Raw genomic sequence first — 13,528 nt, forward strand, 5'->3', positions numbered from 1 at the left:
AAACGAAAATTGCTTCCGTGCAAATCCGTACCTTCCGCTGTCCGGGACATTCAGACAACAGTTTTAGAGAGTCAGGGCATGCGCCATTTAAAGCAGGCGGGTTGATGAAATAATATGTTTCACCCTCTTTGGTTTACTTCCGCTCTGTGTTTGTGTATCTTAGGGGTAGATTTTCTGGAGGAGCGAATGATAGTGAAGCCGTTTACCGAAAAACAACTTGAAGAATATTACCGGCGTGACGAAAACATGATGATTTTGGTGTTTGCCCAATGGTGCGTCAATCATGACCTTGATCCGATGGCCATTTACAGCAAGGCTTACCCCGGACAGCCTTTAAACGAAGAGCTGCGAAAAACGGCTGAAGAACTTGTCGTGCCGAAGGAGGAATCAGAACCGATTCCTGATCAAACCGTTATCGGCGTTTTGGAGATGTTCGGCAACTCCGATTTGGCGGAAGCCGTTTATGAAGCCATTGCGCAAAGACCTTCACGGTAAAAGAGGCGTGGATTTTCCATGTCTCTTTTTTTCATGGAGAAAATGTGAAAGAAGGCCCAGAAACAATTTGCTGATCTGCGCTGTCTATAGAGTGTAACCCGTTTTCAAAAAGGGAACGGTAATGAAAAGGAGGAGTTGTGATGAAAAAGGCATTCAAAATGATGGCGGCCGTGCTCTTAACCGTGCTGACAGCCGCGCCGTTCGGAGGTTTCACGCCTTCAGCCGAAGCCGCGCAAACCGCAAAGCCCGTTGTCAAAAGCCATACGTATAAGCATGTAAAGCAGCTGACATACCCCGAGGTCACAAATACGGGAAACGCATCTTTTGAAAAGAAATTCAATCAGGACTTCAAGCGCTATATTGAAAACTCGTACCAAGAATATGTAAAAAACAAAAAAGACGGTGAGAAACAAGGCTACAAAGCGGAATACCAGGCAGATTTCAAGGTGAAGTATAATCAAGACGGCAAGCTCAGCATTCAGACGGAAGACTACAGTTACACAGGCGGCGCACACGGGCTGACATCCGTTCAGACCTTTAATTACGACTTGGCCGCAAAAAAACGGGTCACACTCGATAATGTGCTGAATACAAAAACGAAAGCTAACAATACGAGAGACTATCTTTACGGCTACATCAAGAAACATGATAATCTGTTCGATCAGGACGTCAAAAAACAAGAGATCATCCTGAATAACGAAAGACCTTTCTTCTTTACGAAAAACGGCATTGCCGTTGTGTTCGGACAATATGATCTCGGACCGTACGCGGCAGGAATCCGGGACGTTTTCGTACCTGCATCCGTCTATCAATAAAAAAAGCGATATCACTCCAAAACGGAGCGGTATCGCTTTTTTCTTTTACCAGACAAACAATCCGACAATCGCCGCGCTCAATAAGGAAACGGCAATCCCGCTGACAAGCAGCTTCCAGACGTTTTTTCCGATGATGGCTGATTTTTCACCATCAAGCAGAGATTGATAAGATCCGTAGATCATACCGATGGTGCTGAAGTTTGCGAATGATGTCAGGAATGTCGTAGCCACGGCAATCGTGTGCGGCGGAAGTGAATTCAGCTGCCCTTTCAGATCGGCCATTGCCACAAATTCATTTGTCGCGAGCTTGATGCCCATCAGCTGTGCGACATACATCGCGTCATGTCCGCCTAATCCGAGAAGGAAGGCAAACGGACTGAAGATGTATGAGAAAATCTTTTGAATGGTCAAACCGTGCATGAACAGTCCGAGTACGCCGTTTAACGCGGCCGTTAACGCCACATATCCGATCACCATCGCTAAAATGACAATGACCATGTTCATGCCGACAAGCATACTGTTAGAAATCGTGGAGAAGAAGTCTTTTTTCTCCGCTTTTGAAGGAACGTATATAATATCATCCTCTTTAGAAACGTCCACGGGATTCAGCATATTGGCGATTAAAAGCGCGTTTAAGCAATTCAGCGGGATGGCTGTAAACACATAAGTGGACGGAACCATCGTCAAGTACGATCCGATGATCGAGCCGCTGATGCTGCTCATGCTCATCAGCCCGAATGTCAAAAGCCGATTGTTGCTGACGGCGGCAAGCTGCTGGCGGATGACGGCTAAAGCTTCCGTATTTCCTAAAAACATCATCTGGATGGAGAAAAAGCTCTCCAGCTTCGGCAGACGGGATATTTTAGAAATCAGCCAGCCGATTTTATCAATGAGCCACGGCAGAATACCGAAATACGACAGCATATCAAAGAAGGTCACGACGAAGATAATCGGCAGCAATGCGCTGAAGAAAAAATCAACCGTCGGATTGGCCATAACAGACGGAAAAGCGAACGCAATCCCTTGACTGGCGCAGGAAATCAGCCATGTAAAGAACGCGCCGATCTTCCCGATGACAAAGCCGCCGACTTTTGTCCCTAACATAAACCAAGTAATCAGAAACTCAAAGACGAGGAGCATGACAATCGGACGCCATTTAATCTTCTTCTTGTTGGGAGAGCATAAGAAAACAACAGCCATGACAACAATGAGACCGACAATGTTCAATAAAAAGTACATGTGAGCAACTCCTATAAGGGTATTATGGAAATAAAAAAAGCTCTTATTCGTCACAAATTCCTGAAAGCCAGAAAGTGTGATAAATAAGAGCCAAAAGAAAAGAATAGACAGCGTCATATGCTTTTCACTCGTTCAAATTTATGCAAACTTTCTTGTAGTCTAGTCTTTTACGGCACTAGGTAGAAACAATCAGACCATATTACTGATCATATACAAGAATAACGATATTACATGAGATAGCAGTATTTTATCGTTTCAATTTTTGAAAATCAACCTTTTTAGATATTTTCAAAATAATAAATTTATATTATAAATAAAGAAAATAAAGGATATGTATAAGTAATTGGATAATAAAGGTATAAAATACCCCCGAAAACCGTTCCGGTTCATTGTAAAGACGGGATGCAGCTGATAAAATGGATCTGAGGACACAGCCTTCAAAAGACGGCAGAAAAGGGGTCATTTTCGTGATCATCCAGTTCATTCGTTACAGATAATGAGAGGTATAGATAAATAGGTTAAACCTTCCAATTTGGCGAGGTTTATTTGTCTATGCCTTTTTCATTTCATCGGAATAACGAATGAATGAGGTGTTTTTTTGACGTCTATAAAAAGAAAACGCGCGGAATTACTGCAATCATGCCAGTCCGTGTTCAGGTGTCCGCTATGCCGGTCGGCCATGGAGGTCTCACAATACCGAAGCTTGATTTGCGGACAGGGGCATACATTTGATATATCAAAACAAGGATATGTGAATTTCCTCAATAAATCGGTCAAAACCCGCTATGACAGGCAGCTGTTCGAAGCGAGACGCGAGCTTTTTGACAGCCAGGAATTTTTTGGGCCGGTTCAAAAGGAGATCGCCGCCATCATCACCCATATTCAACCTCCGCAAAAACCGGCGGCGATATTGGATGCGGGATGCGGAGAAGGCTCTCATTTAGCCGCCGTATGCAAATTGCTTCAGCCCGCTTTTTCCGTGACGGGAATCGGCATTGATCTCTCGAAAGAAGGTGTGCTGCATGCCGCAAAGGCCTTCGGGAATCATTTGGTTTTTGCCGTCGCTGATGTGGCGGATGCGCCGTTTGCCGACAGCTGTTTTGATGTCGTGATGTCTGTTTTATCACCTTGGAATTACAAGGAATGCAGCAGACTTTTACGAAAGGGCGGCACAGTCATTAAAGCGGTGCCGCGGCGTGATTATTTGAAGGAGGTAAGGGAATTTTTCTTCGGAGACAGCCCTCGGCGGAAAGACACCGCCGATTCTGCGGCCGGACGATTCCAAGCGGGCTTTCAAACCTTTGAGCGCAAACGGCTGTGTTACATGAAGACCTTAGCGCAGCCTGACCTCGAGCGGCTTGTGAAAATGACGCCCTTAACATGGAAATGTACTGATGACAGCATCCGGCGGTTTATCAGCCGGAAAGAGGCTGCTGTCACGATAGATATCGATATTTTAATTGGAACCGATCCGCTGTAAAACGGAAAAGACACGCTAATCGCGTGTCTTTTTTTTTATTTCCAGACTTCACCGGCAATGTTGACGACATGGCGCAATTTCGCCCATTGCTGTTCTTCTGTGATCAGGTTTCCTTCCTCAGTGGAGGCGAATCCGCATTGCGGGCTGAGGCAAAGCTGGTCCAGGCTGACATATTGTGAAGCTTCTTCAATCCGGCGTTTAATCGAGTCCTTGTCTTCAAGTTCGCCATGTTTCGACGTAATCAAGCCAAGCACAAGCTGAAGATCAGAGCGTTTGACATAACGGAGCGGTTCAAAGCCGCCGGAGCGGGAATCATCATATTCCAGGAACAATCCGTCAAGATCAAGCCCGTCAAAAATCGTTTCAGCCGCTGCATCATAGCCGCCTTCAGCCGTCCATGTGGATTGGAAGTTGCCGCGGCAGATATGCATCGTAACCTTCAGATCGTCAGGGCGGTCCTTGATGGCGTCATTAATGGATGCGGCAAACAGCTTGCGCAGCTCATCCGGCGTTGTGCCGAAAGCTTCAATCTGACGAAGCCCCGCTTCTGATAAGAAAACGGCCCATGCGGTGTCATCGAGCTGAAGGTAGCGGCACCCGGCGTCATAGAAAGCTTGAATTGCTTTTTTATACGCCTTTGACACATCGTGCTGAAATTGTTTGTAATCATTCTGGTAAGACGCTTTTTCCAATTTTCCGCGGAAAAACAGCATATTCGGACTTGGGATGGTCATTTTCGGAACAGCATCGCCGGCAATGCTGTGCAGGAATTTATAATCTTCGAGCATCGGATGCTGAGAAAAATCAATATCTCCCGTTACTTTAATGCCGCGTGCTTTCGTCTGTACGTTGTGAAACTGAATGCCGCTTTCAGGCGTAAACGCTTCAACGCCGTCTAAATTTTCGAGAAAATCAAAATGCCACCAGGCCCGGCGGAATTCGCCGTCAGTCACGACATTGAGGCCGGTTTCTTTCTGCTTTTTCACGCTGCGGATGATTTCTTTGTTTTCGATTTCGCGCAGCTGTTCTGCCGAAATCTCACCCGCCGCTCTTTGCAGGCGGGCTTGCTTCACAGCCGCCGGCCGCAGCAGGCTTCCGACTTGATCCGCGCGAAACGGCGGGTTTTTTCTTAGAAGCGTATGCAATGGTTGTTCTGTGTTTTGCTGTGACATGAACGATTCCTTCTTTCCTGATGAAATATAAAAAAACTCTTCCCTCGGATAGGGAAGAGCTTGCGTCCGCAAATCTCAACCTTATCTTCAGGATTTAGCACCATTCTGCTGAACAGCGGTTGCCGGGTATCATAGGGCCAGTCCCTCCACCTCTCTTGATAAGGAAATATGCTATTTTTCAGAATAAACTGTAATACTCTTAATCTTAGTATATTATCTTATATTGTCAATATATTTCGATAAATATTTTTATTTATCACCCTCAAATAGAATCATATCTATCACAATGGCGATCGCGAGACAAAGAACGATATCCTCTTCCTTTTCAATCTGCAAATGATAGGAATCGCCCCAGCTCATCCATGATTTGGTGACGGTCATCCGGTTTGATTTTCCGTCTGTCACTTGAAAATTCCGGCCCCACACATCGCCGGTAAGATCCCAGCCGAGTCCGGAAATTTCAAATTTCGGTTTGAAAAACGTGACTTTCTTGATGACTTGGCAGACGGGTTTGCCGCTGACGGAAATTTCGTAACGGGGAACGAGCGACATCAGTTTCTGATTGACGCTGGCGAGCGTGCGGCCGTCCAAATCAGTCAGCTTCAGTTCATCACCGAATGAAAACAGCTTTCCTTCAACATTGTAAACTTCTTTTCCGCTTTCAAGAAACACTTGAAAACGATTCTTAAACGTAAACATTCGCTCTTTGATGTAAAAATGGTACATAAAAAAACTCCTTTTTTATGTTGTACGAAAAAAGGAGGCGGTTGGTTTCATATCGGCCGGGTGCATAAAAAAAGGCTGCCGATTTTGCGGCAGCTGTCGTTTTTATGATAGCGGCATCCGGCGTTTTTGACGGATCGCATTTAAATCAATGATGTTATTCGTGTCGGCAGCTGTCACCAGCGGGCTTGTCTTTGGCGTTTTCCGGCGGTTGTCCTTACTGAAAGAGAAAACAAGATACCCTGTCAAAGCAGCAAAAATAAGTAGCATCATTTTACATACCTCCCAAAAAAAGTTTTGGTATTATTATTGTACGAAAAAACAAACGAAAAGTATTCAAACAATTGTCACTTTTTTAAAAAATAACGTCATTTTCCGTAAAAATAACTATGGGTTGAAGAAATTTTGCTCTTGTTGTGGTTCTATAGATTGTATCGGCTGATGAATGATGATCGTTTATATAACTTTTTCACTATTTTTTGTAAGTGTCTAAATAACTATTTCGGTGTTTTCGTTTGCCTTGTGTTATTCAGTACCCTAAAAAACCTTATGATATGCAAAATAACTGCTTCTAACAGATGACTGCAAGTTGACAGCGCTTTCTTTATTTTTTTAAAGAAAACGAGATGTTATCTTAAAAAAATCGTTTGAACATTTTCCGCAGTTTTTTAAAAGGGTTTGATTTTGTCTCCAGAACACGCGGGTCTTTTAAGGTTTTTTTCAATTCTTTCGCTACAGTCCCTCTTGCCATAGTCTTCACTCCTTCTTTCCAATTCATACCTTATATACGGAAAGAAAGAAGGAAAGGTTTCATGTGAAAGAAAAAAACCAAAGCAGGGGGCTTTGGTTTTAAGCGCGCTCTTCAAAGAGCCTGGCGATTTCAACAATGACGTTTACCGCCTTTTCCATATGATCGACGGAAATGTATTCATATTTTCCGTGGAAGTTTTGGCCGCCCGTAAAAATGTTCGGTGTCGGCAGTCCCATGTAAGAGAGCTGTGATCCGTCGGTTCCGCCCCGGATCGGTTCGATAATCGGTTCGATGTCGAGGTTTTTCATGGCTTGATAGGCGACATCGACTATCTCTTTGACCGGTTCGATTTTTTCTCTCATGTTGTAATATTGATCACGCAGTTCAAGCTTGATGCTTTCGTTGCCGTATTTGGCCGCCAGCGCATCGGCGGTTTTCTGCATATATTCTTTTCGTTCTGCAAAGCGGTCTCTGTCAAAGTCTCTGATGATGTACGACAGGGCGGCTTCAGAAACGTCTCCGTTCATGGAAAGTAAATGATAGAAGCCTTCATACCCTTCCGTATATTCCGGCGCTTCTTCTTTCGGCAGCGCGTGATGAAATTCCATCGCGATTTTTGAAGCGTTGACCATTTTGTTTTTCGCCGTTCCGGGGTGGACGCTTTTTCCGTAACAAGTAAGCTTTGCGGCTGCTGCGTTAAAGCTTTCATATTGCAGTTCGCCGAGGGGGCCTCCGTCTATCGTGTAGGCGAATGCGGCGTTGAAGCGGCCGACATCGAATTTGTGAGGGCCTCTGCCGATTTCTTCATCAGGCGTGAACGCGACCCGGATCGTTCCGTGTTTGATGTCCGGATGTTTGATCAAGTACGCCATTGCCGTCATGATTTCAGCAATGCCCGCTTTGTTGTCGGCTCCGAGCAGCGTCGTGCCGTCTGTTGTGATCAGCGTCTGGCCTTTATAGCGGGAGAGCTCCGGGAATTGCTCAGGCGACAGGACGACATTGAGTTTGTCATTCAGAACGATATCATGTCCGTCGTAGCTCTCAATAATCTGAGGATTCACATTTTTTCCGGTAAAATCGGTCGCGGTGTCCACGTGAGCCAGAAAACCGACAGTCGGCACGTCTTTATCCGTATTCGCCGGCAGAGTCGCCATGACGTACCCATTGTCATCGACTGTGATGTCTGTCATGCCGATCGACTTTAATTCATCTGCCAGCATGTTGGCCAATGTCAGCTGGCCGGGGGTTGAAGGGCAGTTTTCATTGTTTTCGTCAGACTGTGTATCGACTTTTACATAAGAGGTAAAGCGTTCAATGATTTCATTTTTCATACCGTCATCTCCTTTGTCTTATCTTACCATGCGCGGGGGAGGGATTTCTATTTCGCAACCGTTTTGAATCGAGGGCTCTGTGTTTTACGCGAATGAAAATAAATTATGAAGAAACGATGACTAAACGATTAAACTTTTTGGAAATGGATGATTGAGGAAGAAAAAACCGATATAATATGGTCAATTCATTCAATAGGGGAGGCTTTCTTCATGGCGATTTTAGTGACAGGCGGAGCGGGTTATATCGGAAGCCACACATGTGTCGAGCTGTTAAACGGCGGCTATGACATCGTGGTTCTGGATAATCTGTCAAATAGTTCACCGGAAGCATTGGAGCGTGTGAAAGACATTACCGGAAAAGGGCTTGTGTTTTATGAAGCGGATCTCCTTGACCGTGACGCCGTTCACCAGGTGTTTGCTGAAAATGAGATTGAAGCCGTCATTCATTTTGCGGGATTAAAAGCTGTCGGTGAGTCTGTGGCTGTTCCGCTCCGTTATTATCATAATAATCTGACGGGAACGTTTATTTTATGTGAAGCCATGCAGGCACACGGTGTGAAAAAAATCGTCTTCAGTTCTTCAGCGACGGTTTACGGCGTTCCGGAAACAACGCCGATCACTGAGGATTTTCCATTAAGCGCCACCAATCCTTACGGGCAGACAAAGCTGATGCTGGAACAGATTTTACGCGATCTGCATAAAGCGGACTCTGAATGGAGCATTGCGCTGCTCCGTTACTTTAATCCGTTCGGCGCGCACCCGAGCGGGCGGATCGGAGAAGACCCGAACGGCATTCCGAATAATTTAATGCCGTACGTCGCACAAGTCGCTGTCGGCAAGCTTGAGCAATTGCAGGTGTTCGGCAATGATTATCCGACAAAGGACGGCACCGGCGTGCGGGATTACATCCATGTCGTTGACCTTGCCGAGGGCCACGTCAGAGCGCTTGAGAAGGTGCTGAACACAACAGGCGCGGATGCCTATAATCTCGGCACGGGAAGAGGCTACAGCGTTCTTGAGATGGTCAAGACGTTTGAAAAAGTATCAGGAAAAGAAGTGCCGTACCGTTTTGCCGCCCGGCGCCCGGGAGACATCGCCGCATGCTTCGCAGACCCGGCAAAAGCGAAGGCTGAATTAGGATGGGAAGCAAAGCGCGGGCTTGAAGAAATGTGCGCCGACTCTTGGAAGTGGCAGTCCTCCAATGTGAACGGGTACCAAAAGGTGTAAAAAGAAAGAGACCTTCAAATGATGAAGGTCTCTTTTATTACGGTCATTATTTAATTTTCACTTCAACATCGTTGCTGAACTTTAATTTCCAAGTGCCTTTAGAGTATGCGTTTTTATCAACTTCAAAAGCTTTTACGTCAGTAACTTTAATGTTCGGGTTCAAGTCACTTAAAATTTTACTGTTGTCTACTTTTGTTTCTGTTGCATAGCTTGAAGAAGCATCAATATCTGAATCATAGGATGTTCCTTTAGAATCTACTAATTTCGCTCTTGGAATGGAGAAAGAGCTTAACGGCTTGTTTGAAACATTTTTAACTGTGTATTGAACAGCTACGATAACGCCGCCGTCAGACGCTTTTTTCTCGACAAATTGAGAGCCTACTGAATCTCTTTTTTCCACTTTGGTAACAGTCACTTCAGTTTTCTCAGTCTTAACAGTGTCACCGATGTTATACAGTTTTTCCTTGGATTCCGCAGCTTTTGAAGACGCGGTTTTAGATGATGAAGATCCGCCTCCGCCGCCGATGTTTACGAGAATGATAATAACCACTACTGCCAGAAGCAATGTGATAATTTTATGTCTCATAAAAAAGTTTCTCTGATCTTTACCGCAGTTTGGGCATTTTTTAACGCCTTTAGCGATTTCTTTGCCGCATGCCTTACAAGACACCAGGTTGCCTGCCATAATATTTCCTCCTATGTAAACTATTTCTTGAAAACTACATACTATAATGCCTGTAAAATAACCTATAGTCAATGATATTTTGAGAAAAAAAGTATTTTAATGATTTTTTAGTCATGTATTTTAAGGAGCTTTTTTAGTATCGGCAGATCGTTCGAATTTTTTATATGTTTAATGAAAAAAAGAGTGGTTGAACATGTTCGTGATTTCCCGTATAATCTTGAAAGATATACAAAAACTGAACATAAAAAACAGTGGTTTTCTAGGGTTCCGCAATGCTGAATTGGTCTGGACCGAGAGAAAACACACAGCAGGTTCCTGCTGTGACACGTTGGGATAAAAGCCCGGGAGTTTCTGCTCTTTTAATGAAGAGTGCTCTCCCGGGTTTTTTTGATTTTATATAAAGGGAGTGTCTGGGATGAAAAAGAGATTGCTGGATGTGCTGATGCTGATTATTGGGGCTTTTATCTTTGCTTTGGCCGTTAATTTATTCGCCATTCCGAATGATCTTGGAGAGGGCGGGGTAACGGGAATCACACTGATCTTGTACTATGTGTTTGAATGGTCGCCCGGGGTGACGAATATCATTTTGAACGGGATCTTATTGATTATCGGATATAAATTTTTAGACGGAAAAACAACGCTTTATACGATCATTACCGTTGTTGCCAACTCACTGTTTCTGCATCTGACGCATGATTGGCACTCGCCTTCACATGAACTCATTATTAATACTATTTTTGCGGGTGTGTTTGCCGGTGTCGGAATCGGGATCATTATTCGAGTCGGAGGCACGACTGCGGGTTCTGCCATTTTGGCGAGGATTGCGAACAAATATCTCGATTGGAATATCAGCTATGCGCTTTTGTTCTTTGATCTGATTGTCGTCTTCAGTTCTTATTTCATCATCGGTGCGGAAAAAATGATGTTTACCATTGTCATGCTGTACATCGGAACGAAGGTGATGGACTTTATCATTGAAGGCCTGAATACGAAAAAAGCGGTGACGATTATATCTGAGCATAAGCACGAAATCGCTGAACAGGTCAACACGCTTATGGACAGAGGGGTTACGCTGCTGTCGGGTAAAGGAAATTACACGGGGCAGTCGAAGGAAATTTTATATATCGTCATCCAGAAACAAGAGCTTTCCATGCTCAAAAAAATTATTAAAAGCTGTGATACAAAAGCGTTTGTCATTGTTCATGATGTGCGTGACGTCTTTGGTGAAGGCTTCGTCGATATCTCTAAATAAAAAAGGATCCCTCTGCCGGCGCGGAGGGTTTTTTCTTATGCCGGCAGAAGCTGTTATGATCCGTTTCCCGGGAAATAGCCTGAAAGCTGTTTCTTAAAACGAAGTGGATACAATCGGCCGGACGTTTTATACTGAAAATATGATAGAGCGATAGAGAGGAGCGCATATGAACCCGTTATTGGCAATTTACCCGAGGGCTGTGTTGTCTGATACGTGCTGTACGGCGGAGGATGTCTTTTGCTTTTATGATGAGAAAAGGCGGGTCTATGTCGCCATTCCGAAGGAGGATATCACCCCGAAGGAGAAACTGCTTCTGGAATCATTTTTGACGCCCGCTGAAGAAAAAGGCGACTTTTTTCCGGAGACGGCGGCAGCAAAGAGGTGGCGGCGGTTTCTGCTGGAAGAGGGTCCGGTGCCTGATGTCAAGGAGCCTCGTGTCCGTTTTATCCATTATGACTTATTGGGAGAACGGGACTGGGAGGCATTTACGGAAGCGCTGCGCCATTTCTGGCCGGTTTCATATACAGTTGTCCGGACGGGAAGGGATCAAGGTGTGATTGTGGAGGAAGAAAAGCTGGAAGCGCCAGATTCGGATGACATCGCATCTTTTGTGAAGATTCTCGAAGGCGATTTTTATTTCAGTGTCCGTTTTTTCATCGGAAGGTATTACGGCGCGGGGGAACGTCTGCGCCATCATTATCGGAGAGAACAGCAATATTGTCAGATTGGCCGGCGTCATCTCCCGCAGCTGAGCACGCTGACCGCGGAAACGGTATTTCCGGCCATGCTCACGGAAGAAAGCAGAGAAAAGCTCTCAGCCTTGCTTCACGAAGAGGCGGCGCTGCTGTTTCAGAAAGAACCGGAGCTGAAGCATACGATTCAGACTTTTATTGAACATAACTCGAACATGTCGCTCACATCGAAAAAACTGCATTTGCACCGCAACAGTCTTCAATATCGGATTGATAAATTTGCGGAACGCTCGGGTATTGATATTAAGACATATCGGGGCGCCCTGCTGGCTTATTTCATTTGCCTCCAGTATGAAAAATCACATTAAATGGGAAATGTGCACGAAGGCAGCGGACTTTTTTTATGAACATTGCCTATATCCGCCGCCGCCTGACGCTGTTACAATCCTATTTAAGAAAGCGTTTACAAAAAAGGGGAGATGACATGGCGGAACTTCGGCTGGAGCATATTTATAAGTATTACGATCAAAAAGAAGCGGCTGTCGATGATTTTAACCTTCATATTAAAGATAAAGAGTTTATCGTGTTTGTCGGTCCGTCGGGTTGCGGCAAGTCGACAACTTTGCGGATGGTTGCCGGGCTGGAGGATATAACGAAGGGTGATTTCTATATCGGTGACACGAGAGTGAATGACATCGCTCCTAAAGACAGGGATATCGCCATGGTGTTTCAAAACTATGCGTTATATCCGCACATGACGGTCTATGATAATATTGCTTTCGGTCTGAAGCTGAGGAAGATGCCGAAACCGGAGATAAAAAAACGGGTCGAAGAAGCGGCGAAAATGCTGGGGCTCACAGAGTATCTGCACCGCAAACCGAAGGCGCTCTCCGGCGGGCAGCGGCAGCGGGTTGCATTAGGACGGGCGATTGTCAGGGACGCCAAAGTGTTTTTAATGGATGAGCCGCTGTCAAATCTGGACGCAAAGCTTCGGGTGCAGATGCGGGCAGAAATTATTAAGCTGCATCAAAGGCTGCAAACAACCACAATCTATGTGACGCACGACCAAACAGAAGCACTGACGATGGCGACACGCATCGTCGTCATGAAGGACGGAAAAATTCAGCAGATCGGCACCCCGAAAGACGTGTATGAACATCCGGAAAACGTATTTGTCGGCGGGTTCATCGGCTCCCCGGCGATGAACTTTTTCAAAGGAAAGCTGACGGACGGCGCCATTCAGATCGGTTCAGCCGCTCTCAGCGTGCCGGAAGGGAAAATGAAAATGCTACGGGAAAAAGGGTATGCCGGCAAAGATGTTATCTTCGGCATCCGCCCGGAAGACATACATGACGAGCTGATTGTGGTGGAATCCTATAAGAATTCATCCATCACAGCTAAAATCAATGTCGCGGAATTGCTCGGGTCAGAAATTATGGTCTATTCCCGGATCGGGGATCAGGATTTTATCGCCCGGATTGACGCTCGCCATGACATACGTGCCGGTGAGGAATTGACCGTCGCTTTCGACATGAATAAGGCTCACTTTTTTGACAGTGAAACAGAAATCAGAATCCGCTCATAACGCAAAGCCGGACAGCTGGATGTCCGGCTTTTTTGATGTAACAATTTATGACGCATAACCGATATAAAAAGTAAATAGAAG

Annotated in this window: 13 protein-coding genes and 3 riboswitches; of the genes, 7 read left to right on the plus strand and 6 right to left on the minus strand. The window is 45.3% G+C overall.

Translation table 11 applies throughout. The annotated features are described in order from the left end of the window. The first annotated feature begins 186 nt into the window (after window positions 1-186). On the plus strand, window positions 187-495 hold the full coding sequence (locus SB724_RS13730) for a hypothetical protein (RefSeq protein ID WP_015418528.1): 309 nt from the start codon (window positions 187-189) through the stop codon (window positions 493-495). Between the two features lie 140 nt (window positions 496-635). Continuing rightward, a complete protein-coding gene (locus SB724_RS13735; protein ID WP_265972627.1) occupies window positions 636-1,310 on the plus strand; it encodes a DUF3298 and DUF4163 domain-containing protein in 675 nt (224 codons plus the stop codon). 45 nt (window positions 1,311-1,355) lie between these two features. Here SB724_RS13735 and SB724_RS13740 read toward each other — a convergent pair whose 3' ends face one another. Continuing rightward, complete coding sequence (locus SB724_RS13740; RefSeq protein ID WP_014419242.1) at window positions 1,356-2,549, minus strand: NupC/NupG family nucleoside CNT transporter; 1,194 nt, start codon at window positions 2,547-2,549, stop codon at window positions 1,356-1,358. 135 nt (window positions 2,550-2,684) lie between these two features. Beyond that, a riboswitch (purine riboswitch) is annotated at window positions 2,685-2,785 on the minus strand. 362 nt (window positions 2,786-3,147) lie between these two features. On the opposite strand from SB724_RS13740, the gene SB724_RS13745 reads away from it, so the two are divergent. Next, window positions 3,148-4,029, plus strand: coding sequence for a methyltransferase domain-containing protein (locus tag SB724_RS13745; RefSeq protein WP_410571554.1), 882 nt, complete (start codon window positions 3,148-3,150; stop codon window positions 4,027-4,029). A 35-nt stretch (window positions 4,030-4,064) separates the two neighbouring features. Here the strand turns inward: SB724_RS13745 and SB724_RS13750 are convergent, their stop codons facing one another. From SB724_RS13750 to pepT, 4 genes are all read right to left on the minus strand, one after another. Further along, on the minus strand, window positions 4,065-5,201 hold the full coding sequence (locus SB724_RS13750) for a 5-methyltetrahydropteroyltriglutamate--homocysteine S-methyltransferase (protein WP_265972630.1): 1,137 nt from the start codon (window positions 5,199-5,201) through the stop codon (window positions 4,065-4,067). Between the two features lie 78 nt (window positions 5,202-5,279). Beyond that, window positions 5,280-5,366, minus strand: a riboswitch (SAM riboswitch). Between the two features lie 84 nt (window positions 5,367-5,450). Then, complete coding sequence (locus tag SB724_RS13755) at window positions 5,451-5,927, minus strand: LURP-one-related/scramblase family protein (RefSeq protein WP_012118790.1); 477 nt, start codon at window positions 5,925-5,927, stop codon at window positions 5,451-5,453. 102 nt (window positions 5,928-6,029) lie between these two features. Further along, complete coding sequence (locus SB724_RS13760; protein WP_003150808.1) at window positions 6,030-6,197, minus strand: hypothetical protein; 168 nt, start codon at window positions 6,195-6,197, stop codon at window positions 6,030-6,032. Between the two features lie 576 nt (window positions 6,198-6,773). Beyond that, window positions 6,774-8,006, minus strand: coding sequence for a peptidase T (gene pepT / locus SB724_RS13765; protein ID WP_025285494.1), 1,233 nt, complete (start codon window positions 8,004-8,006; stop codon window positions 6,774-6,776). Window positions 8,007-8,216: 210 nt separating this feature from the next. Between pepT and galE the strand changes: the two genes are divergently transcribed. Further along, entirely contained in the window at window positions 8,217-9,233 is a 1,017-nt protein-coding gene (gene galE, locus SB724_RS13770) for a UDP-glucose 4-epimerase GalE (protein WP_410571556.1), read from the plus strand. 46 nt (window positions 9,234-9,279) lie between these two features. On the opposite strand, the gene SB724_RS13775 is transcribed toward galE, so the two are convergent. After that, a complete protein-coding gene (locus SB724_RS13775; protein WP_119834765.1) occupies window positions 9,280-9,819 on the minus strand; it encodes a DUF4352 domain-containing protein in 540 nt (179 codons plus the stop codon). Window positions 9,820-10,166: 347 nt separating this feature from the next. Further along, window positions 10,167-10,268, plus strand: a riboswitch (guanidine-I (ykkC/yxkD leader). 65 nt (window positions 10,269-10,333) lie between these two features. Here SB724_RS13775 and SB724_RS13780 point away from each other — a divergent pair. From SB724_RS13780 to SB724_RS13790, 3 genes are all read left to right on the plus strand, one after another. After that, window positions 10,334-11,170 carry a YitT family protein gene (locus tag SB724_RS13780; RefSeq protein WP_003150818.1) on the plus strand — a complete coding sequence of 279 codons (837 nt, stop codon included), beginning with the start codon at window positions 10,334-10,336 and terminating at the stop codon, window positions 11,168-11,170. A gap of 166 nt (window positions 11,171-11,336) precedes the next feature. Continuing rightward, a complete protein-coding gene (locus SB724_RS13785) occupies window positions 11,337-12,230 on the plus strand; it encodes a PucR family transcriptional regulator (RefSeq protein WP_410571558.1) in 894 nt (297 codons plus the stop codon). A 116-nt stretch (window positions 12,231-12,346) separates the two neighbouring features. Next, window positions 12,347-13,447 carry an ABC transporter ATP-binding protein gene (locus tag SB724_RS13790; RefSeq protein WP_029325758.1) on the plus strand — a complete coding sequence of 367 codons (1,101 nt, stop codon included), beginning with the start codon at window positions 12,347-12,349 and terminating at the stop codon, window positions 13,445-13,447. Window positions 13,448-13,528: the final 81 nt, after the last annotated feature.

The organism is Bacillus sp. SIMBA_031 (genome assembly GCF_046535225.1).
Taxonomy (GTDB): Bacteria; Bacillota; Bacilli; order Bacillales; family Bacillaceae; genus Bacillus; species Bacillus velezensis.

Coding starts and splice junctions, on each gene's coding strand:
- SB724_RS13730 (WP_015418528.1), top strand. CDS start 187: ATGATAGTGAAGCCGTTTACCGAAAAACAACTTGAAGAATATTACCGG.
- galE (WP_410571556.1), top strand. CDS start 8,217: ATGGCGATTTTAGTGACAGGCGGAGCGGGTTATATCGGAAGCCACACA.
- SB724_RS13735 (WP_265972627.1), top strand. CDS start 636: ATGAAAAAGGCATTCAAAATGATGGCGGCCGTGCTCTTAACCGTGCTG.
- SB724_RS13760 (WP_003150808.1), bottom strand. CDS start 6,197: ATGATGCTACTTATTTTTGCTGCTTTGACAGGGTATCTTGTTTTCTCT.
- SB724_RS13780 (WP_003150818.1), top strand. CDS start 10,334: ATGAAAAAGAGATTGCTGGATGTGCTGATGCTGATTATTGGGGCTTTT.
- SB724_RS13775 (WP_119834765.1), bottom strand. CDS start 9,819: ATGAGACATAAAATTATCACATTGCTTCTGGCAGTAGTGGTTATTATC.
- pepT (WP_025285494.1), bottom strand. CDS start 8,006: ATGAAAAATGAAATCATTGAACGCTTTACCTCTTATGTAAAAGTCGAT.
- SB724_RS13790 (WP_029325758.1), top strand. CDS start 12,347: ATGGCGGAACTTCGGCTGGAGCATATTTATAAGTATTACGATCAAAAA.
- SB724_RS13750 (WP_265972630.1), bottom strand. CDS start 5,201: ATGTCACAGCAAAACACAGAACAACCATTGCATACGCTTCTAAGAAAA.
- SB724_RS13755 (WP_012118790.1), bottom strand. CDS start 5,927: ATGTACCATTTTTACATCAAAGAGCGAATGTTTACGTTTAAGAATCGT.
- SB724_RS13740 (WP_014419242.1), bottom strand. CDS start 2,549: ATGTACTTTTTATTGAACATTGTCGGTCTCATTGTTGTCATGGCTGTT.
- SB724_RS13785 (WP_410571558.1), top strand. CDS start 11,337: ATGAACCCGTTATTGGCAATTTACCCGAGGGCTGTGTTGTCTGATACG.